General features: G+C 46.6%; 16 protein-coding genes and 5 pseudogenes. 13 read left to right on the forward strand and 8 right to left on the reverse strand.

What is annotated here, in order from left to right; translation table 11 throughout:
- From KQJ19_RS16040 to uspF, 4 genes and pseudogenes are all read left to right on the forward strand, one after another.
- A pseudogene (locus KQJ19_RS16040) lies at nt 1-511 on the forward strand (pyruvate:ferredoxin (flavodoxin) oxidoreductase); the annotation flags it as partial.
- Nucleotides 512-878: 367 nt separating this feature from the next.
- Complete coding sequence (gene ompC / locus KQJ19_RS16045) at nt 879-2,012, forward strand: porin OmpC (RefSeq protein ID WP_016156616.1); 1,134 nt, start codon at nt 879-881, stop codon at nt 2,010-2,012.
- 145 nt (nt 2,013-2,157) lie between these two features.
- Nucleotides 2,158-2,370, forward strand: a complete 213-nt coding sequence (locus tag KQJ19_RS16050) for a KTSC domain-containing protein (protein WP_016153189.1) — start codon at nt 2,158-2,160, stop codon at nt 2,368-2,370.
- Nucleotides 2,371-2,451: 81 nt separating this feature from the next.
- Entirely contained in the window at nt 2,452-2,886 is a 435-nt protein-coding gene (gene uspF, locus KQJ19_RS16055) for a universal stress protein UspF (protein WP_016153190.1), read from the forward strand.
- A 328-nt stretch (nt 2,887-3,214) separates the two neighbouring features.
- On the opposite strand, the pseudogene KQJ19_RS16060 reads toward uspF, so the two are convergent.
- From KQJ19_RS16060 to KQJ19_RS16070, 3 genes and pseudogenes are all read right to left on the reverse strand, one after another.
- Nucleotides 3,215-4,254, reverse strand: a pseudogene (locus KQJ19_RS16060) (IS3 family transposase).
- Nucleotides 4,255-4,531: 277 nt separating this feature from the next.
- Nucleotides 4,532-4,945 (reverse strand): aegerolysin family protein, encoded by a 414-nt coding sequence (locus KQJ19_RS16065; RefSeq protein ID WP_049282421.1) that lies wholly within the window; start codon nt 4,943-4,945, stop codon nt 4,532-4,534.
- Between the two features lie 746 nt (nt 4,946-5,691).
- On the reverse strand, nt 5,692-5,982 hold the full coding sequence (locus tag KQJ19_RS16070) for a hypothetical protein (RefSeq protein WP_064484480.1): 291 nt from the start codon (nt 5,980-5,982) through the stop codon (nt 5,692-5,694).
- Here KQJ19_RS16070 and KQJ19_RS16075 point away from each other — a divergent pair.
- A pseudogene (locus KQJ19_RS16075) lies at nt 5,917-6,276 on the forward strand (tyrosine-type recombinase/integrase); the annotation flags it as partial. The gene KQJ19_RS16070 and the pseudogene KQJ19_RS16075 overlap by 66 nt on opposite strands.
- Before the next feature lie 49 nt (nt 6,277-6,325).
- The gene (ttcA, locus tag KQJ19_RS16080; protein WP_016153195.1) at nt 6,326-7,261 is read left to right on the forward strand and encodes a tRNA 2-thiocytidine(32) synthetase TtcA; all 936 of its coding nucleotides are present in this window, start codon (nt 6,326-6,328) and stop codon (nt 7,259-7,261) included.
- Nucleotides 7,262-7,310: 49 nt separating this feature from the next.
- Here ttcA and dbpA read toward each other — a convergent pair whose 3' ends face one another.
- The 4 genes from dbpA to KQJ19_RS16100 all read right to left on the reverse strand — a co-directional run bounded on the left by dbpA (nt 7,311) and on the right by KQJ19_RS16100 (nt 11,405).
- Nucleotides 7,311-8,684, reverse strand: coding sequence for an ATP-dependent RNA helicase DbpA (gene dbpA / locus KQJ19_RS16085; RefSeq protein ID WP_047498663.1), 1,374 nt, complete (start codon nt 8,682-8,684; stop codon nt 7,311-7,313).
- Between the two features lie 28 nt (nt 8,685-8,712).
- Nucleotides 8,713-8,880: a hypothetical protein gene (locus tag KQJ19_RS16090; protein WP_016153197.1), complete on the reverse strand. Its 168-nt coding sequence runs from the start codon at nt 8,878-8,880 to the stop codon at nt 8,713-8,715.
- A gap of 275 nt (nt 8,881-9,155) precedes the next feature.
- Nucleotides 9,156-10,139 (reverse strand): zinc transporter ZntB, encoded by a 984-nt coding sequence (zntB, locus tag KQJ19_RS16095; RefSeq protein ID WP_016153198.1) that lies wholly within the window; start codon nt 10,137-10,139, stop codon nt 9,156-9,158.
- Nucleotides 10,140-10,295: 156 nt separating this feature from the next.
- Nucleotides 10,296-11,405, reverse strand: coding sequence for a methyl-accepting chemotaxis protein (locus KQJ19_RS16100; RefSeq protein WP_049282424.1), 1,110 nt, complete (start codon nt 11,403-11,405; stop codon nt 10,296-10,298).
- Between the two features lie 410 nt (nt 11,406-11,815).
- Between KQJ19_RS16100 and KQJ19_RS16105 the strand changes: the two genes are divergently transcribed.
- Together KQJ19_RS16105 and KQJ19_RS16110 are read left to right on the forward strand one after the other, a co-directional pair.
- Nucleotides 11,816-13,930 carry an EAL domain-containing protein gene (locus KQJ19_RS16105; RefSeq protein WP_216403848.1) on the forward strand — a complete coding sequence of 705 codons (2,115 nt, stop codon included), beginning with the start codon at nt 11,816-11,818 and terminating at the stop codon, nt 13,928-13,930.
- A 67-nt stretch (nt 13,931-13,997) separates the two neighbouring features.
- Entirely contained in the window at nt 13,998-15,230 is a 1,233-nt protein-coding gene (locus KQJ19_RS16110; RefSeq protein ID WP_216403849.1) for a sensor domain-containing diguanylate cyclase, read from the forward strand.
- Between the two features lie 12 nt (nt 15,231-15,242).
- Here the strand turns inward: KQJ19_RS16110 and smrA are convergent, their stop codons facing one another.
- On the reverse strand, nt 15,243-15,806 hold the full coding sequence (gene smrA / locus KQJ19_RS16115; protein WP_049282427.1) for a DNA endonuclease SmrA: 564 nt from the start codon (nt 15,804-15,806) through the stop codon (nt 15,243-15,245).
- Between the two features lie 213 nt (nt 15,807-16,019).
- Between smrA and ogt the strand changes: the two genes are divergently transcribed.
- The 5 genes and pseudogenes from ogt to KQJ19_RS16140 all read left to right on the forward strand — a co-directional run.
- A complete protein-coding gene (gene ogt, locus KQJ19_RS16120) occupies nt 16,020-16,535 on the forward strand; it encodes a methylated-DNA--[protein]-cysteine S-methyltransferase (RefSeq protein ID WP_016153203.1) in 516 nt (171 codons plus the stop codon).
- Between the two features lie 194 nt (nt 16,536-16,729).
- Nucleotides 16,730-17,482 carry a fumarate/nitrate reduction transcriptional regulator Fnr gene (fnr, locus tag KQJ19_RS16125; protein ID WP_003020397.1) on the forward strand — a complete coding sequence of 251 codons (753 nt, stop codon included), beginning with the start codon at nt 16,730-16,732 and terminating at the stop codon, nt 17,480-17,482.
- Nucleotides 17,483-18,303: 821 nt separating this feature from the next.
- Nucleotides 18,304-18,555: pseudogene (locus KQJ19_RS24030) on the forward strand (SOS response-associated peptidase); the annotation flags it as partial.
- A gap of 158 nt (nt 18,556-18,713) precedes the next feature.
- Nucleotides 18,714-19,556: a helix-turn-helix domain-containing protein gene (locus tag KQJ19_RS16135; protein ID WP_216403850.1), complete on the forward strand. Its 843-nt coding sequence runs from the start codon at nt 18,714-18,716 to the stop codon at nt 19,554-19,556.
- Between the two features lie 216 nt (nt 19,557-19,772).
- Nucleotides 19,773-20,785, forward strand: a pseudogene (locus tag KQJ19_RS16140) (autotransporter adhesin family protein); the annotation flags it as partial.

A 20,785-nucleotide genomic window follows, 5' to 3' on the forward strand; every position in this document is an offset into this window, starting at 1 on the left:
GCCGCTTGGGGCCGTCACTAAATTTGGTGAGCATGGCAAGCGCAAAGCTCGCAAAGATCTTGGCGTCAGTATGATGATGTACGGGCACGTGTATGTTGCACAAATCTCTCTGGGCGCGCAGTTGAACCAGACGGTGAAAGCTATCCAGGAAGCGGAGGCCTATCCAGGTCCGTCGCTGATTATCGCCTATAGCCCATGTGAAGAGCATGGTTACGATCTCGCACTAAGCCATGATCAGATGCGTCAGCTCACGGCAACCGGGTTCTGGCCGCTGTACCGCTTTGATCCACGTCGAGCAGATGAAGGTAAGCTGCCGCTGGCGCTGGACTCTCGGCCACCGTCAGACGCCCTGGCCGAAACATTGCTTAACGAGCAGCGCTTCCGTCGCCTGAATGCCCAACAGCCAGAAGTCGCAGAACAGCTCTGGAAAGACGCCGCAGCCGATCTGCAAAAACGCTACGACTTCCTTGCGCAGTTGGCTGGAAAAGCGGAAAAGAGCGGTACCGAGTAATGCGTTTATCTCAGTATTAACCTGGAACCCAAAAAAAAAGCCCGAACAGTTGTTCGGGCTTGTCAATTTATTCGCTGGCTAATTAATAATAGCTATCAATACGTCAACGAAAAATAAAACATGACAATAAAGGCATATAACAGGCGCAGAATAGCCCAACACACTTCACTTGTATAATTTTTATTTTATATATTTACCACCCATACATTCACCACAATTATCATCATTTCCGTAGAATTATTTCTTTAAGGTTTTACTTAAGGCGTAACAATTCATATTTATCCCTTTACGGAACTTCTCCTTTAGCATGCTTTTACTCCCTACATGGGTAGTCACAGGTTAATAAAAAAACTAAAGGATTATTTCAATGAACAGAAAAGTACTGGCTCTCGTAATTCCTGCCCTGCTGGCTGCAGGCGCTGCTCACGCGGCTGAAGTTTATAATAAAGACGGCAACAAATTAGATCTCTATGGCAAAGTAGACGGCCTGCATTATTTCTCTGATGACGCTAACAGTGATGGCGATCAGACTTATATGCGTATGGGCTTCAAAGGCGAAACTCAGGTTAACGATATGATCACCGGTTACGGCCAGTGGGAATATCAGGTTCAGGCTAACGGCACCGAAGGTGATAAAGGCGACTCCTGGACTCGTCTGGCATTCGCAGGTATTAAAGTCGGCGACTACGGCTCATTCGACTACGGCCGTAACTACGGCGTAATGTACGACGTTGAAGGCTGGACCGATATGCTGCCGGAATTCGGTGGCGACTCTTACACCAAAGCAGACAACTTCATGACCGGTCGCGCGAACGGCGTGGCGACCTACCGTAATACCGACTTCTTTGGTCTGGTTGACGGTCTGAACGTGGCGTTGCAGTATCAGGGCGCGAACGAAAATCAGTCACCAGAGCAGGAAGGCACCAATAACGGTGGCGACGATCGTAACATGAAGAACTCCAACGGTGACGGCTTCGGTATCTCCTCGACCTACGATTTGGGTATGGGTGTAAGCTTCGGTGCAGCATACACCTCTTCTGACCGTACTAACGAGCAGGTTAACGATTCTACCGCGGGCGGTGATAAAGCTGACGCGTGGACAGTCGGTCTGAAATACGACGCGAACAACATCTATCTGGCAACCATGTACTCCGAAACCCGCAACATGACCCCTTATGGTGGCTCAAACGGTAGTGATAATACGATTGCCAACAAAACTCAGAACTTTGAAGTGACTGCGCAATACCAGTTCGACTTCGGTCTGCGTCCGGAAGTTTCTTTCCTGATGTCTAAAGGTAAGGATCTGGGTGTAAACGGATCTGATGGCGACCAGGATCTGGTGAAATACGCATCCGTTGGCGCTACTTACTACTTCAACAAAAACTTCTCCACCTACGTTGATTACAAAATCAACCTGCTGGATGAAGATAAAAACTTCTACAGCCAAAACGACATCTCTACCGATGACGTAGTAGCACTGGGTATGGTTTACCAATTCTAATCCGTCAGCCCGCTGGCAACAGCGGGCTCTCTTTATGTTCTAACAATTCTGTTTTATCCAGATCAAAACATTATATCTGTTGCGCTAAAACACATCTCTGATAGATGATATCTTGCATTAAGACCTGTAGTAGAGGATACCTGCAATGAATCATCATCCTGTAAAATCATCCCGTATTGCATCCGTCGGCTATGACGAATCCTCCCGCACGCTAGAAATTCGCTTTCACCAGTTGTCTACTCTGCAATATCAGCATGTCCCTGCTCGTATTTTTCGTGATTTCCTAAGCGTCGTTTCTAAAGGTCGATTTTACGATGGAGTAATAAAAGGAAAGTTTCCTGAAATAAAAATAAAGTGATGCCAAAATGTGATCTTTGTCATTGTACATAAAGTGCCATTACGCGGTAAGCTTTGGGTGGATACTTAAACAGGAGGTTTTATGAACAGAACGATTCTTGTACCCATCGATATTTCAGACTCAGAATTAACTCAACGTGTTATAGCCCATGTTGAAGCAGAGGCAAAAATTGACGATGCACAGGTTCATTTTTTGACCGTAATTCCGTCACTGCCCTATTATGCTTCCCTGGGATTGGCCTACTCGGCAGAGTTACCGGCCATGGAAGATCTGAAAGCCGAAGCAAAATCTCAACTGGAAGAGATTATCAAGAAGTTCAATATCCCAACGGACAGAGTGCACGTTCATGTCACAGAAGGTGCGCCAAAAGATAAGATTCTGGAGATGGCCAAAAAATTACCGGCTGATATGGTCATTATTGCCTCACATCGACCTGACATCACCACCTACCTGCTGGGGTCTAACGCCGCAGCCGTGGTACGTCATGCGGAGTGTTCGGTACTGGTAGTCCGCTAAGCTGTCTGGCCCGCACATCGCTGCGGGCTTTTTGTTTCTACCTCTTATACCCCACGATTCCTGTCCTAAATGTGCTGACATTTTTCCCGCTTATCCGTACCATACACGCCACAGTTTTTATATCAGACTTCTTTTGCCGGACTATCCGGCGTGATGCCTACTCTTCTGATGCCACACTATGAATTGAGCCTCTATTAAATGTCGCAAAATCAAGATATTAGCAAGAAAGAACAATACAACCTGAACATGAAGGATTAAAAAACGTAGCTTATTGATAAGACTATTTTTATCGAATAATCAAAAAGATAAGCGTGTAAATAGACCCGTTTTAGTTCCATGCATTTTTTGAGATCCCGGCCAAATGATGGTGTTGTCGATATTCCTCCGGTGTCATATTGTTCAGTGATTCATGCGCGCGTTCACAGTTATATTCTGACACCATTTCTCCGTGATTTCCCGCACTTCATTCAGCGTTCTGAACAGATGAAAATCGAGTTTTTCTGTACGGTATGTCCGGTTAAAGCGTTCAATGAAAGCGTTCTGCGTCGGCTTACCTGGCTGGATAAACTCCAGTTTTACTGCATGTTTCTCTGCCCATTCGGCCAGTGATTCCGGACCATGATACCTATTGAATCATCCAGTTCGCGATTTGCCGCGATCCTGTCGAGTACACGGACCACGCGCAAAGCTGGCAGATTCAGATCGATTTCAATCGACAATGCCTCACGGTTAAAGTCATCAACAACATTGAATGTGCGAAAACGATGGCCACAGACCAGAGCATCATGCATAGAATCGACAGACCAGCTCTGGTTCAGCGCTTCAGGCGTGGCCGGTGGCGAGGGATTACGCACCGGCAAGCGCTGTTTGCCCTTTCGGCGAAAATTCAGCTCCAGCAGACAGTAAATATGTGATTCCACGGGTATCCCTGCCGCCGCAGAACCAGGAAAAGTTTCGGAAAACCGTATCGTGGGTATCGCTCTGCCACTGCCTGCAACGCGACAATAACGGGTTCGTCACGCGTGGTATCTGGACGGTAATGGTAAACCGTTCTGCTCAGGTTCAGACTCCGGCAGGCCTGACGGATACTGAGTCCAAATGTCGTTATCAGATGAGTGACCAGCTCACGCTTAAAGGCTGGTTTTAAAGCTTTTTTTCGATAATGTCTTTCAGCGCCCGGTTCTCGTCCTCAAGATCCTTAATCTTTTTAATATCAGAAGCCTACATACCGCCGTATCTGGACTTTCAGTTGTAGTAGGTGGCTTCAGAGATACCGGTCTCCCGGGAGACATCCTTAACAGTTCGTCCGGCTTCAACCGACTTAATCACGGCGATGATCAGATGCTCAGTAAAACGGGCTTTACGCATAGCGACCTCCTTTGTTGGCAGATTGATTATGCCGGAGGATCTCTAAATGTGAATGGCACGATTATGCGGGAGACTTACAGGCAGACGCGTATTTGAATAAAAACCCCGTCAGCGCGGGGAGTGGATTGCTACTTTGTTTTTCTGCAAATCCCACAGATTGGATTTAACGACCAGACTAGAAAGTTGATGGTTAACTATGGGGTTTACGGAAAGCGGATATGAAAAAGCCCCGGCGAATACCAGGGCCTATATTAATTTAATCAAGTTAAAGATAGTATTATCTGATTTTCACAACAGTAAGCGTTATATTACCTAACGCACCAGAGTCAACGTTACCGCCTTCAACTTGTACAACATATTTATTAGAGGCACTTGTATATTCTTTCTTATTGGTCTTTTTCCCCCAAGGGCAATCCCAATAAAAGCGGCCAATTTTTTCAGGGCCATTATACATAACGAAACTGCCCTCAGTGCCAACAGCAGCATCTGAACGCCCACATGCGCAGATCGTGGCCTCATCGGCAGTCGAAGAGCTGGTAATCACCATTTCATTTATTCTATCTGGTGATAACTCCTGATCTTTATTTCCTAGTTTATAAAATTTTCCACTATCGTGTGATGCGTTTCTAATGGATACGGATTGTCCTTCAGCGACAACTATTTTAATTTCTGCCCATTGAGCGTAAGCCATAATTCATCCTTAATTTTCATTGGAATATAAAATAATTTATCGTTACTCGACTGTATCGACGAATAATTAGTACCATTTAGATGGTGTTAAATTTGTGACAAACCACTCAATTTCAGACTTAACCAAAAATATCCACCAGCCATTTATACATATATTGACAAAAAGCAACCTGTAAATTTGGAACATAAAACAACCAAATTTATTTATTTCAAAAATATAACAATAGATTCAATTAATATTGTGAATAACTATATCAAGTCAAGCCACATTATATTTAACATGGTATACATGAAGAATAACTCTCTGAAAAAAAACTGAAGCCAGGAGTTTTTTGCACACCCTGCAAACCGACGATGTGACAGGGGTACTGGTGCAATGCACCTCGCGAATACCCCTGTCGTATCGCCGGAAAGCAAAAATGATATCAACATTCGCTTTTTCAAACGCTCCATAGCTATCACCAACGTGATAACCCATTCTAATTGTCCCGTCGGCTTTGCTCCCACTGACAGGCGTCATCTGTTTTTGAACGGTACAGCCGGATAGCGCTAAAACATACAAACAACACAATGATATTTTTTTCATGATAAACCCTATTCCTTTTAGGTTTTTTCATAATGAGCAATGAGTTTAGGGAAACATACAGCTACTCGGTGTTTTAGGATTACGTTTACCCGGTTCCTCGTTAGTGTTTTTCAGTACGCAACTGACGACGGGCCTCCAGATACACCCGCGCTCCGAATATCTCAACGCACCAGCGCACGCGCTTGCGGGCCTCGTCTGCTGTCAGCCAGGGCGCAATCTGCTGAATATTCCGGGTCAGGTCCGAAATTTTTTCTCGTCGTGTAGTAGCTCGCACCAATAATATAAACCGGATCATTCTGTTCGAACGCCTCCAGCACGCACTGCTCCATAAAATCTGCATCATCGTCCGCTAACGCCTCGTTGAGAATACTAACTAGCGCTTTTGGCACCCTAAGACAAAAATAATCTTTCACCACCGTGAATATGGCGCTACCGGGATCCAGAAAGTGCATTTTGTTTTCATGCCCAGGATGCGCAAGGGGGAACAAAAACCCTACTACTCTATGAGTAGCATAGGTGCCACATGGAACGCTGCTGTAAAACGTGCTGGTATTCGTCGCCGTAATCCGTACCATACGCGGCATACTTTTGCTTGCTGGCTGTTATCGGCTGGAGCGAACCCATCATTTATAGCTAATCAGATGGGGCATGAAAACGCGCAGATGGTATACGAAATTTACAGTGCATGGATTGAAGAACTGAACGGCGAACAGGTGAAAATGCTCAACGCCAAACTTGTCCTGTAAAAAAATTTTGCCCCTTACATGCCCCTTTTGGAGTCAGAGACAGTAAACAATGCAAGAAAATCAACAAGTTACAAAGAAAGAACAATACAACCTGAACAAATTGCAAAAACGTCTGCGCCGTAACGTGGGCGAAGCGATTGCCGACTTCAATATGATCGAAGACGGCGATCGCATTATGGTGTGCCTTTCCGGGGGGAAAGACAGCTATACCATGCTGGAGATCCTGCGTAATTTGCAGCAAAGCGCCCCGATCAGTTTTTCCTTAGTTGCGGTTAACCTCGATCAGAAACAACCAGGCTTCCCGGAGCATATTCTGCCGGAGTATCTGGAACAACTGGGCGTGGAGTATAAGATTGTCGAAGAAAACACCTACGGGATCGTCAAAGATAAAATCCCTGAAGGCAAAACGACCTGCTCGCTCTGCTCTCGCCTGCGTCGCGGCATTCTGTACCGCACGGCAACTGAGTTAGGCGCCACCAAGATTGCGCTCGGTCACCATCGCGACGATATCCTGCAAACGCTGTTCTTAAACATGTTCTACGGCGGGAAGATGAAAGGTATGCCGCCGAAGCTGATGAGCGATGACGGTAAACATATCGTTATCCGTCCGCTGGCTTACTGCCGTGAGAAAGATATCGAGCGTTTCTCCGAAGCGAAAGGTTTCCCGATTATTCCATGTAATCTGTGCGGCTCACAGCCTAACCTGCAGCGCCAGGTCATTGCCGATATGCTGCGCGACTGGGACAAACGCTATCCAGGGCGTATTGAAACCATGTTCAGCGCAATGCAGAACGTTGTACCTTCACATCTGAGCGATATCAATCTGTTCGATTTCAAAGGTATCAGGCACGGTTCAGAGGTTGTGGACGGCGGTGATTTAGCGTTCGATCGTGAAGAGATCCCGCTGCAGCCTGCGGGCTGGCAGCCAGAAGAAGATGATGCTCAACTGGATGAGCTGCGCCTGAACGTCGTGGAAGTGAAGTAAGTCGATAGTACCGGATAAGCGGAGCGCCATCAGGCGCTCCGACGAGTGGTTATTTCAATAACCGAACCCGGCAAGTCTTGCCTTTTATCTTACCGTTTTGCAATTGCTTCCATGCCTTATGCGCTACAGTCTGGCGAACCGCGACATAGACATGCGCCGGATGAACGGCAATTTTGCCGATATCGGCGCCTTCCAGACCAATATCACCGGTCAGCGCGCCGAGAACATCGCCGGGACGCATTTTAGCCTTTTTACCGCCATCAATGCATAACGTCGCCATCTCAGCTTCCAGCGGCAGGATTGGGCCGTTAGCGGGAGCTGGCAGCCAGTTCAGCTTCAGTTGCAGCATTTCAGAAAGAATATTGGCCCGCTGCGCTTCTTCCGGTGCACAGAAGCTAATCGCCAGACCACTGTTGCCGGCACGCGCGGTACGTCCGATACGATGGACGTGGACTTCCGGATCCCACGCCAGTTCGAAGTTAACCACCAGCTCAAGTGATTTAATATCCAGACCACGCGCGGCCACATCGGTAGCAACCAGAATGCGCACGCTACCGTTGGCAAAACGTACCAGCGTCTGATCGCGATCGCGCTGCTCAAGATCGCCATGCAGTGAGAGAGCGCTTTGCCCCGCCGCATTCAGCGCGTCACACACGGCCTGACAATCTTTTTTGGTATTACAAAAAACTACGCATGATGCAGGTTGATGCTGACTGAGCAATTTTTGCAGCAGCGCAATTTTGCCGTGGCTGGAAGTTTCGAAAAACTGCTGCTCAATCGCCGGCAGCGCGTCAACGGTATCAATTTCGATCGTTAATGGATTTTGTTGCACCCGGCCACTAATGGCGGCAATGGCTTCCGGCCAGGTCGCAGAAAACAGTAAGGTCTGACGCGAAGCTGGCGCAAAGCGAATGACATCATCAATCGCATCGCTAAAGCCCATATCCAGCATGCGATCGGCTTCATCCATCACCAGCGTATTCAGGGCATCCAGAGAAACAGTGCCTTTTTGCAGATGGTCGAGTAAACGCCCCGGTGTGGCGACAATAATATGTGGCGCATGCTGCAGGGAGTCACGTTGTGCGCCAAAGGGCTGCCCACCGCACAACGTTAAGATCTTGGTGTTAGGCAGAAAGCGCGCTAAGCGACGCAGCTCACCCGCCACCTGGTCGGCAAGCTCGCGCGTTGGGCACAGCACCAGGGACTGCGTCTGAAACAGCGCGACATCAACATGCTGTAACAATCCAAGACCAAAAGCCGCCGTTTTGCCACTGCCGGTTTTAGCCTGCACGCGAACATCTTTCCCCGCCAGAATTGCCGGTAACGCAGCAGCCTGAACAGGCGTCATTTCAAGATAACCCAGCTCGTTAAGATTCTCGAGTTGGGCAGCAGGTAAAACATTCAGGGTTGAAAAAGCGGTCACAATTTAATCTCGCGGTAAAAACTCACAATCAGCAGGCGCGTATCCTCGCAGATCTGCGCCCGCGATGCGACAATTTAATCGGCTCTTCATCCGGTGGCGGATCCGGCATTGGCTGCGGACGAGGTATGGGATCGGGAATGGGAACCGGGTCGGTCGGTAGCGAATCAGTGTGCGGCGTTGCAATCAGACAGTTCATATACCCCTCCAGTTATTCAGGTTGGCTCTTTTAGGGTAGACGCTGATTTCCTGCAGGCAAAAAAAAGCCGACTAATCTAAGTCGGCGTCGTACGAATCAATTGTGCTATGCAGTAATTCAAAAAAGGAAGTAAGACAATATGGAGCGCAACGCCCATCGCTTGACGTTGCATTCACCTGCGAGAGAGATATTGCCCCGAATAGGTAGATGGTTTATTGACTTCGCTCAAAAACCAGGACGTTTTCATGCGCAAAAGTCACTAAAAAACGTTGTTGTTACAACCATTTACTACGATGCAACCATAAAGTAACACCACCAATCAGGACCACTAACAGAATACAAAAAAGTGAGAAGCCAAACTGCCAGCCACCGCCAGGGATACCGCCGAGGTTAACGCCAAACAGCCCGGTTAAAAATGTGCTGGGAAGAAAAACCATTGCCATCAATGACATTGTATACGTTCGGCGAGCCAGAGACTCCTGCATAACCTGCGCAATTTCATCCGCCATAATACCGGTCCTGGCAATACAGGCATCTATTTCATCCAGCCCTCTCCCTAGCCTGTCAGCGATATCCTGCATCCGCCGCCGATGGTCGTCGGTCATCCAGGAAAAACGTTCGCTCGCCAGCCGGGAATAGACATCGCGCTGAGGCGCCATATAGCGGCGCATCACAATTAACTGCTTACGCAGCAATGCCAGGAAACCACGCGGCGGAATCTGCTGATCGAGCAGGTTATCTTCCAGATCAATAATCTTATCGTGCAGTTGTTCGATAAACTCACTGGCATGATCGGTTAGTGCATCGCAAACATCCACCAGCCAACTACCACAATCAGCCGCTCCCGTGCCTTCCTGGAGATCGCTGACCACATCATCCAGCGCCAATACTTTACGCTGACGCGTTGAGACAATCAGACGTTCATCCATATATAAGCGCATCGCAACCAGTTGGTCAGGTCGCTCGTCGGTGCTGCCGTTAATACAGCGCAGCGTAATCAACGTACCTTCCCCTACCCGGCTTACGCGTGGGCGCGTGCTTTCACCCGCCAGCGCATCACGCACGTTATTGGGAAGTAAAGGCGTTGTCGCCAGCCATTGCGCGCTTTCAGGATGGGTATAATTAAGATGCAGCCAGCAGGGATGTTGACTGTCGATAACATCGTTATCTTCCAGTGGCTTCACCCCACCACGGCCATCCAACAGCCAGGCAAACACGGCATCCGGCACATTAACATCCGTTCCCTTAATGGCTTCCACAGCGCCTCCACAAACATTCAGCTTTTTTCGTTAGTCTAGCTGTCAGAATATGTTAAGCAATATCTCATTGTCCCATTGTGCTGAAATGATTCATAAAAAGTATCTGATAATAAGAAAAGCGCCGACGAATGCGGCGCTGGTTACGAGATGCCCCTCTCAGGCCCGCTGGCGTCTCTCTGATTCAAGCGTATGACTTAAGCGAAATTTATGCGTTCGCGATTGAAGGTCAATCACCTGGTTTTTCAGGATACCTGAGGAGTCAGAAAGCTCATCAACCATAATGGCATTACTTTGAGTGACGTTCTCCAGTTCGGCCAGAGCATGGGTAATTCTGATAATCCCTTTCTCCTGCTCCTGCGTAGTGGTTAATATCTCGCCCATCAGTTGGTTTAATTGCCCTGCCCCCCCGACAATATCATGCATGTTTTTTTCAGCTTCACGCACAATAGCAGCGCCTTGCTGAACATTTTGATGGGTTTGGGCAATCAGTTGCTTAATATTCTTAGCGGCATCTGCACTGCGGTGTGCAAGCATTCTTACCTCACCGGCCACCACAGAAAAACCTTTGCCATGTTCACCGGCCCTTGCAGCTTCCACAGCAGCATTCAATGCCAGAATATTTGTCTGGAATGCAATACCATCTATCAGCGTAATAATTTCTGTCATTTGCTGTGCGCATTCGGTGATTGAACGCATATTTGTCGCAACCTGCACCATTAATTCGCCACCCTGACGGGCGCATTGCGTGGCAATTGTTGCCTGGGCGCTGGCTATTTGCGTGTTATCAGCATTATTCCGCGTATTAACCGCTATTTCATCCATGTTGGCAGCCGTCTGCATTAATGCTCCGGATTGCTGTTCTGTTTTCACTGAAAGCTCGGCGCTGCGTTCCGCCAGCTGTTCAGAAAGCGTCATCGCCGTTTGCGAGGATGTTCTGATCTCATTAACGAGTGCTGAAATATTACTTGATAAGCTATTGATGCCAGGAATTAGTCTACCCGCACAGTTATTACCAAACTCGGGAATACTGATTGCCAGATTCCCGGATGTTACCTCTTCAATGCTTCTTTTAACCGTATTAATCGGCATGACCAGATATTTCGTCATGTACCACCACAAACATAATATAGAAATAATGCTTACCGCATTAGTACCAATAATAATTTCTGGGGTGGCCGAAAAAATCATTTCAACAACATTGAGCGCAACCGCCGTAATGAGCAGAAATAAAATAATAAAGGTTCTGACGCTTATATCATTTAACATTTTAACCCTGTGCACCAAGAAATAACGTGGATGTTATTTTTATAGCATCTGCAATACAGATTTCCATTGCTCTGTGACGAAAGCTGAACTTTCAATGAGAGCCAGCAGACCTTTTACTTAAGTCAATAAATTACACTACCCATTCATAATAGTTCAGCACTTTATCCCGGCAATGGCGGTAATGTTCCCCACCATCAGATTATTGTGATGGCGAGCACGTGACGAGCACAAAACACACAGAAACATAATTTTTATGAATACTTATATAAGTAATGGCTTGTCATTTTCAATATTTTGCCCTTCACTCTAATACTCATTGCAAAAACACAAGAACATTCCTGGTTTTATCAGGTTAACTGGACAAAACCTGCTAGATTTATCATCACGGCTTTTTTTCGATAGGTAGTAAGATGTTGCACGTGTCGTGGGACCCTGTATTGATTGGGATTTCCTTTGTTGTCGCATTTATTGCCTCCTTTATTGCCCTCGACAGCGCGGGTAAGGTAGCAATCTCCAGCAAACGTGAATCTACCTTCTGGCGGCTATCTGGCGGCGCTACGCTGGGTATGGGGATCTGGTCGATGCATTTTATCGGTATGCTGGCCATGAAAATGACTATGCCGATCAATTATCACCTATCACTCACCGCGTTTTCGTTCTTTATTGCGCTCATTTCTGCAACTCTCGCCATCAATATCGCTATTTCCGGTAATACGCTATCAACAAAACGACTGGTCATTGCCACCAGCATATTGAGTGCCGGCGTTGTCACGATGCACTACGTTGGCATGTATGCCATTATCGAACATGTGGCCATCTCATGGGATCTCTCGCTGATTTTGCTCTCTGTAATTATTGCCGTCGTTGCGTCTGGCGTAGGTTTATGGCTGGCCTTCCATTTACGCCAAAACACCCGTCGCGTGCTGATTAACCGACTTATTGCAGCCCTTATTATGGCGCTGGCAATTGCTTCTATGCATTACACCGGTATGGGAGCGGCAACGTTCACCCATTTTGGACACACTGCGCACGATGGGCTCAGTACGCTGGAACTCTCTGTCTGGGTCTGCGCCGTCACGCTGATTATTTTGGGTATCATGCTGGTCGTCTCGATGGTGGATTTACAACTGCGCACTTCCCGACTGGCTGACAACCTGCATCAGTTGAACTGCCAGCTTGAACATCAGGTCCACTTCGACGCGCTGACCGGACTTGCTAATCGAACGCAAATAGATACCCGCTTACAGGCCTGCCTGCGGCATTCCAAATTGCATCAACAGCATTTCTCGTTGGTATTTATCGACCTCGATCGTTTTAAAGTCGTTAACGATACCTGGGGGCATCACATCGGCGATCAACTGCTGATTGCCAGTACACAGCGTATCTACAGTTGCCTTGATGATTCAATGACGCTGGCAAGACTGGGGGGAGATGAATTTATCCTGCTGGTTCCAGACTGCAACCCGCAGGCTATCTCCGCCTTGCTTGCGCGAATTTCAGATGCGATCGGTGACCCCTTTACTTTATTCGGTCATACCATTCGGGTTTCGTTAAGTGCGGGAAGCAGTATCTATCCCGAACATGGCTCGACTCTGCATGAGCTAAAAGTGAAGGCTGATATGGCGATGTATCATGTCAAACAGGCGGGCAGAAACGGCTGGGCTATTTATAGTCCCCAGATGGAAGCTATCGCAGATACGCCGCCGACATTTCTACAGGAACTTTCACAAGCGCTTGAACGCAACCAGTTTGAGCTATGGTATCAGCCTAAATATACCGCCGGAGATCATTCCCTGACTGGTTTTGAAGCGTTATTACGCTGGCATCATCCGGAGCGCGGCATGCTGCTACCGGCTGAATTTCTGCCTGCGCTGGAAGAAACGGGCCTGATTATTCCCGTCGGCAAATGGGTTATCCAACAGGCATGTTTGCAGTTGCATCAGTGGACATTACAAGGGAATACAGAATGGACGCTCGCCGTTAACCTCTCTCCCGCCCAGTTTGAACAGCATGATATTATTGATGTTGTTTGCAACGCCCTGGCGCAATACCAACTTTCACCTGCCTCTCTCACGCTGGAGCTCACGGAGAGCACTGCACTTAAAAATTTAAAACGCAGTATTGAAATCCTGAATGCTTTTTCGGCTTTGGGGATCACCGTTTCTATTGATGATTTCGGCACTGGTTATTCAAATATATTGATGTTGAAGTCACTGCCGGCACGGGAATTAAAAATCGACAGGATATTTGTCAAAGATATTAGCGAGAACAGTAAAAATACAAAAATTGTGTCTACCATTATTGACATAGCTCACTCCATGAATATGCGCGTGGTGGCTGAAGGAATAGAAACTCAGGAGCAGGAAATACTTCTTACCCAGATGGGGTGTAGCATGCTGCAAGGTTTCCTGTTTGCAAAACCGCTGCCAGCGCATAAGATTCATGAACTGATCCAATCAGAAAACAGCATCAAACAAAAGCCAGTCGTACAACCCTTGTCTCACCGACAATCAATAACTTTGTGAGACTGTAATATCTAAAATATTCGCCATTAAACGGGCAACACAGCAGATAAAGATAACGGGATTATCGATGAGCACAACCGAGCTGCATTCACTGGATTTGTTAACCTTTCCGGTGTGGATTGTTTCGCCACAAACCGAAGAACTGGTGTTCGCTAATATCGTTGCACGTGAGTTAATGCGGGATCTCTGTTTTTCCCCACTGCGCAAGGGCATATTCTCAACGCATTCTCAAAATGATTTAACCATGTATCTCAGTGACTTGCGCAATCATCATCACGTTGTTGAGATCCTCACGGTTTACCGCGATGGTGAGGAAATCGCGTTGGCTAGCCGCCTGTCCATTAAATCTCTGCCGGGCGTGGGGGATGTTATCCTTTTCGAAGGCATTGAAACGCCTACTGCGCAAGGTCTGAAAGCCAGCCGTTCAGCAACTTATCAACGAAAAAAACAGGGCTTTTATGCGCGTTTTTTCCAGACCAACTCCGCGCCAATGTTACTGATTGATCCGTCCCGCGATGGCCTGATCGTTGATGCAAACCTCAGTGCCCTGAATTTTTATGGTTACAACCTTGATGTGATGTGCCAGAAACATACCTGGGAGATCAACATGCTGGGCCGCCATATATTGCCGGTAATGCATGAAATCGCCCATCTGCCCGGCGGCCATAAGCCTTTGCACTTTGTCCATAAACTGGCTGACGGCACCTCACGTCATGTGCAAACCTACGCCGGACCGATTGAAATTTACGGTAATAAACTCATGTTGTGCATTATTCATGACATTACCGAACAAAAACGGCTGGAACAGGAGCTTGAGCATGCCGCTCTGCGTGACCCTTTAACGGGATTACTTAATCGCCGACATTTTTATCAGGTAACCGAGCCGGAGCAGACGCATGCGGTGTCATTGACGCAGGACTACAGCCTGTTGTTGATCGACACCGATCGTTTTAAAAGCATTAACGATCTCTTCGGTCATTTAAAAGGCGATGAAGTGCTTTGCGCTCTGGCCCGCACACTGGAATCCTGTGCACGAAAAGACGATCTTATTTTTCGCTGGGGTGGTGAAGAATTTGTGCTGCTGCTACCGCGAACCTCGCTGGATGTCGCCCTCAATCTTGCAGAAGTGATCCGCGCGACGGTAGCCAAGGTTACTCTCCCTGGTCTTCCCCGCTTTACCGTCAGCATTGGCGTTGCGCGGCACGAAACGAACGAAAGTATTGATGAATTATTCAAACGCGTGGACGACGCGTTGTACAAAGCCAAGCACGAAGGCAGGAACAGAGTACTGGCCGCCTGATAAATACGTTGCTCAGCGGCTGCGCTTAGCGTGACGCTCCCAGTTTTCCTGTTTTGCCTGCGCGGTTTTACGTAATGCCACATAGCATGCTCCGCTGCCGCCGTGATGCGGCAAAGCGGCGCAGTAGGCCTGGACGTCATCAAATTCTGTCAGCCAGCGCGCCACATAGCTGCGAACAATATTGGCATGAGCGTTATCGTCACGCCCCTTACCGTGTATCACCAGCACGTTACGTAATCCATCTCGCTGTGCCTGCAGAATAAAACTGAATAGCATCTGGCGGCATGTTTCTACGGGCTGGCGGATGAGGTTAAGGCTCGCCTGCTGCGGATATTTTCCGGTTCGCAGTTTGTCAGTCACGCCGTGCTGTAAACCTTCGCGACGAAACTCCAGCGGCTCGTTCAACGGGATAATATCGAGAAACCCCGTCGTGAGAAAGTTATCCAGTTGAAGCGTATCGATACGCGCCGGAGTGCGGATATTACGCGTTGGCTGCCAATGTACATCGGCGCAGCCCTTCAGCGGTTGGACATCCCCCATAGCATCCAGAAACAGCGAAGCATCATCAAGATTCATGTTTCTTCCTCCAGCGAATTACGACGAGCATTATCATAACCGCGCACTATTATACCGACAACGGTTTACGATTATTTCCAATAATTCACCCGGCTCGCTCCGCTGAAAAGATCTACTAACGACATACAGATATCCGTTTTTAGGGGTATAGCTGCGACTGTCGCTGGCGTGATAATGTGTAACCTCGCCTGAACGCTGTAATGAGAGAAACGGATGCTGAACTTACTGGAAGATACCATCGACACGCCGCTGGGCCCGCTGTGGGTTATTTGTGATGAGCAATTTCGCCTGCGCGCGGTGGAATGGGATCAGCACCGCGATCGCATGGAACAATTGCTGGATATTCATTACCGCACAGAAGGTTATCAGCGTATTACAGCTAAAAACCCAGGCGGATTAAGCGATAAACTGTCGGAGTATTTTGCCGGGAATCTCAGCATTATTGACACGCTGGAAACGGCAACGGCTGGCACGCCTTTCCAGCGTGAAGTCTGGCAAGCATTACGCACTATCCCGTGTGGGCAGGTCATGCACTATGGTCAACTGGCCGAACAGTTAGGGCGCGCCGGTGCTGCAAGAGCCGTCGGTGCGGCCAATGGCGCCAACCCGGTAAGCATTGTGGTCCCCTGCCATCGCGTCATTGGGCGTAACGGCACCATGACTGGATATGCTGGCGGGGTACAGCGAAAAGAGTGGTTATTGCGTCACGAAGGCTATTTGCTACTCTAGATTCCAGGCAATTAATGCCTTATTCGTCACACTTTCGCATAATGTGACCACAAATTTAATGCGGTTAATCAAGGAGATACAAACATTCATTCCGGTTATACCTGAATTATTCTCTATTGGGAGTAGCTCAGGCTTACGTGCTCACCAAAAAGATGTTAAAATTGACAAATATCAATTACGGCTTGAGCAGACCTATGATCCCGGAAAAGCGAATTATACGGCGCATTCAGTCTGGCGGTTGTGCTATCCATTGCCAGGATTGCAGCATCAGCCAGCTTTGCATCCCGTTCACACTTAACGAGCATGAGCTTGACCAGCTCGATAACATCATCGAGCGCAAAAAGCCTATCCAAAAGGGGCAAACGCTCTTTAAAGCAGGTGATGAACTTAAATCACTCTACGCTATCCGCTCCGGAACGATTAAAAGCTATACCATTACCGAACAAGGCGATGAGCAAATTACCGGCTTCCATCTGGCGGGTGATCTGGTCGGTTTTGACGCGATTGGCAGCGGACATCACCCGAGCTTTGCCCAGGCGCTGGAAACCTCAATGGTTTGCGAAATTCCTTTCGAAACCCTTGATGACCTGTCCGGAAAAATGCCGAATCTGCGTCAGCAGATGATGCGTCTGATGAGTGGCGAAATCAAAGGCGACCAGGATATGATCCTGCTGTTGTCGAAGAAAAATGCAGAAGAGCGCCTGGCGGCCTTTATCTACAACTTGTCTCGCCGCTTTGCCCAGCGCGGATTCTCGCCTCGTGAGTTCCGTCTGACCATGACCCGCGGCGACATCGGTAACTACCTGGGTCTGACGGTTGAAACCATCAGCCGCCTGTTGGGTCGTTTCCAGAAAAGCGGTATGCTGGCAGTGAAAGGCAAATACATAACTATTGAGAATAGCGACGCGCTGGCAGTTCTTGCTGGCCACACGCGTAACGTTGCGTAATCTTTCCGCAAGCATTTCTGTTATCCTTCTGTCAAATCGCTAAATTTTCCCGATTTATTGATCTGGCAGGAGGTTATCTCCCGTTTCAATGATTTACCTAGATTTCATACACATACAGATCGATGGACTCAGACAATAGCGGCTAATAGCGGCTATTTTTTTGCCCCAAAACCCGCCCCTACGCCCCAAAATGCCCCCAAATTTGCCCCCAAAATCACACCCTAAAGTGTGGTAAAACCGCCACATAATCACACGGGTCAATCAGCCCCTCTCATGTACATATCCCTGCTGCTCTTTTCTACCCATTGCACTGCCATTAATCCGACGCAGATCAGGCTTTGTAGCGAAATGAATGCGGATCAGGTAAGCATGCTGGACCGCACAATATCGACCAAAGTTCCAATGATATCCCCTGCACACTGTTTGAATAAAAAACCGCAAAATCAACAAAAAAACAACCAATATGCTTAATTACTCTACAATTATACAGGAAAATAACAATCAACCAAAAGCTCAAATTCATACATATAAATCAGTAAGATAGGATATTACAGTGACTGTTAATAGTGGGGGTATAGCAGCTATTAATGTGTCCCTTTTTATGTCCCTGCACCCAAATATATCCCTCCCTACTCTCTGCTATGTTCATTCCAATGGCATAACGTACGCAATGCCCGCTTATAAACTCATCAATTCACGAAGCCATTGTGTCGATTTACTTTACATAAACCTTTTAAATCCTTACCGGCACGCACGATTTTATCCGCCAGCCCTACACTTTCAGCCTGACATCTGACTGGAGGTTTGATCGTCCCCGCGTAATGTGGACGTTTTTCAAAGTCGATGCGCGTGAAGACTATCTTGCCCTGCTTGTTGAAGAAGCTGAACACGGTATTCTATACGATTCATTGCTCATCGGAAGATTCAACGTAGCGCCAGCCACCAAAGTTCTGCTGCTGAGTGGACGTGAAGAATAGTGCATCTTGATTCAGTGCCCAGGATGGTGGGATAAAGTACCGTTGATTAACGCGCGAGTAGAAGCGGCCGCCACCAGCAGAATTTCCCAATTGCTGTAACGACATGGTGGAGCTACCTGTATTACTCGCAACATTACAACTTATCTCAACGGTAAGAATGTCCCACCCTCTGTTATTTTGCACAAAATGAGCATAATATATTAGGTTTTTCAGATAATATGGCTTTCGTAATGGTGATGTGTTATGAGAAACAAATGGTACGGGATCTTATCTGGTGGATTGAAGATAACATTGAAGAGGGTAAAACGATTGATGATTTAGTTAATCATGTTGGATACAGTCGAAGAACAGTGCAACTGATGTTTAAAAATGAATACGGTTTACCTGTCGGTACGTATATGCGTCAGAGGAAGATGTGTCGAGCGGCAACACTTTTACGCCTGACAAAGCTAAGTGTTATTGATATTGCTAACCGAGTTCACTTTAATGGGGCTCAAAATTTTAGTCGGGCATTTAAGAAATCATTTAACATGAGTCCGACAGAATACAGAAATTTATCCTCATGGGATTTATCATCACTGGTTCCGTCTATTGATATTGAAAATAGGTGGCAAATTGATACATCCATAATTTATTTCTCCAGTATATACATCGATGGTGAAGATTATTTTTATCAGCAAAAAATACTAACCCCCCCTACATTGGAATCACAAAAAAACAGATTAAAGAAAATACGTCACTATGCAGATTTATATAAAAATAATGTCATCATAGCATCAAATTTTTCACCGTCTAATAACCAGCATTCAGCTATTGGTGACTGTATTGATGTTACTATGTTGACGGGCATTGAAGTCATGGTCCATTCAATGAGAAACGGGGTCTTTTATGTGGAGGGTGGGCGTTATGCTAAATTTGTATTTCATGGACGATGGAGTGATTACTTAAAGTTCAGTTATTATATATATATGAATGTTTTACCAAAAGCAAATTTACATCGACGGAGTGGATTTGACATTGAGTCTTTTCATTATACAGAACATTTATTTGATAATGACCCATTATTTACTTGCGAATATTTCATTCCAGTTGATTAATTATAATTATTGCTAGCGACATTGAGAAAGCTGTCTACTAAATATGAAAGGCAATCCGATCGTTATGATTGATAATTAGGGTTTATTATATATACAATAACTCAATGAATCATGATGCCAGAGAGATTTTGATTTTCATGATTTTTTCATTCGATATACCATCAGCTATTCACGTGGAATTCACAAATACAACACGATATTTAGGATTTGATTTCAATGAAATTTAAAACAATTGGTTTTATCTCAAGTACTTTATATTATATCCCCGCCGTGTTCGCAGCTGATTATGACTACAAGGTTAAAAGTGTAGCCAATAAACAGTTTATTTTTAATACTGGAGAAAATCTATATATAAATATAGGTGAAGCAAGTAAAAAAATTGAACATGATAACCAGAACATTCAGCCTTGGGGCAAGGCAAATGATACCATCATTAATGATGGAGACATCCAGAATGTAGATGGAGGTTCTGTTTCAAACACAACCATCAATGATGGTGGTACACAGAATGTTAATGGAGGTTCTGTTTCAAACACGACAATCAATGATGGTGGTACACAGAATGTTAATGGAGGATTTGTTTCAAATACGACCATTAAGGATGGCGGCTACCAAATTGTGAATGATGGTTTTGTCACAAATACAACCAATAATGGCTCCCTCGAGGTATTTGGTGGCACCGTTACGAATACAGTCAGCAATGGCGGTTATATAGACGTAGCGGGGCCATCAACTATTTTCAAAAATACCATCGTGAATAATAGAGGATATCTTACCACAATAGAGGTAAATGTAACAGGTATCACTCTTAATAGCAGCAGGCATTATGTTAACTGGGGTTCTTCAGTAACAGATACCATTATTAATGATGGGGGACATCAGTATACAAGTGATTCAAATATTACTCTCACTAATACCACGATTAATCATGGAGGATTGCAGACAATCAATGGTGGCCACAGTTTAAATACCACCATAAACGAAGGTGGGACACTGAATCTTAATAAAGGAGTGGTAGAGAATGTGGAAGTGTCTGGCCAGAATGCTCGTTTCCTTATAAAAGCTCCAGAAGCAGGCAGTTGGTCTTTTCCCACTATTGCAGGGTCAGTGACCATCTCGGATGGAGGACAGATTGTTTTAGGGTACGGCGCATCTTCACACCAGGCAGATATGACGTTGAATAACGGTGGTAGTCTGCTGCTAAACAATGAAAAAGAATGTACCACAGA

Origin of the sequence: Citrobacter sp. S46_ASV_140 (genome assembly GCF_018919545.1) — a bacterium.
Taxonomy (GTDB): domain Bacteria; phylum Pseudomonadota; class Gammaproteobacteria; order Enterobacterales; family Enterobacteriaceae; genus Citrobacter; species Citrobacter braakii.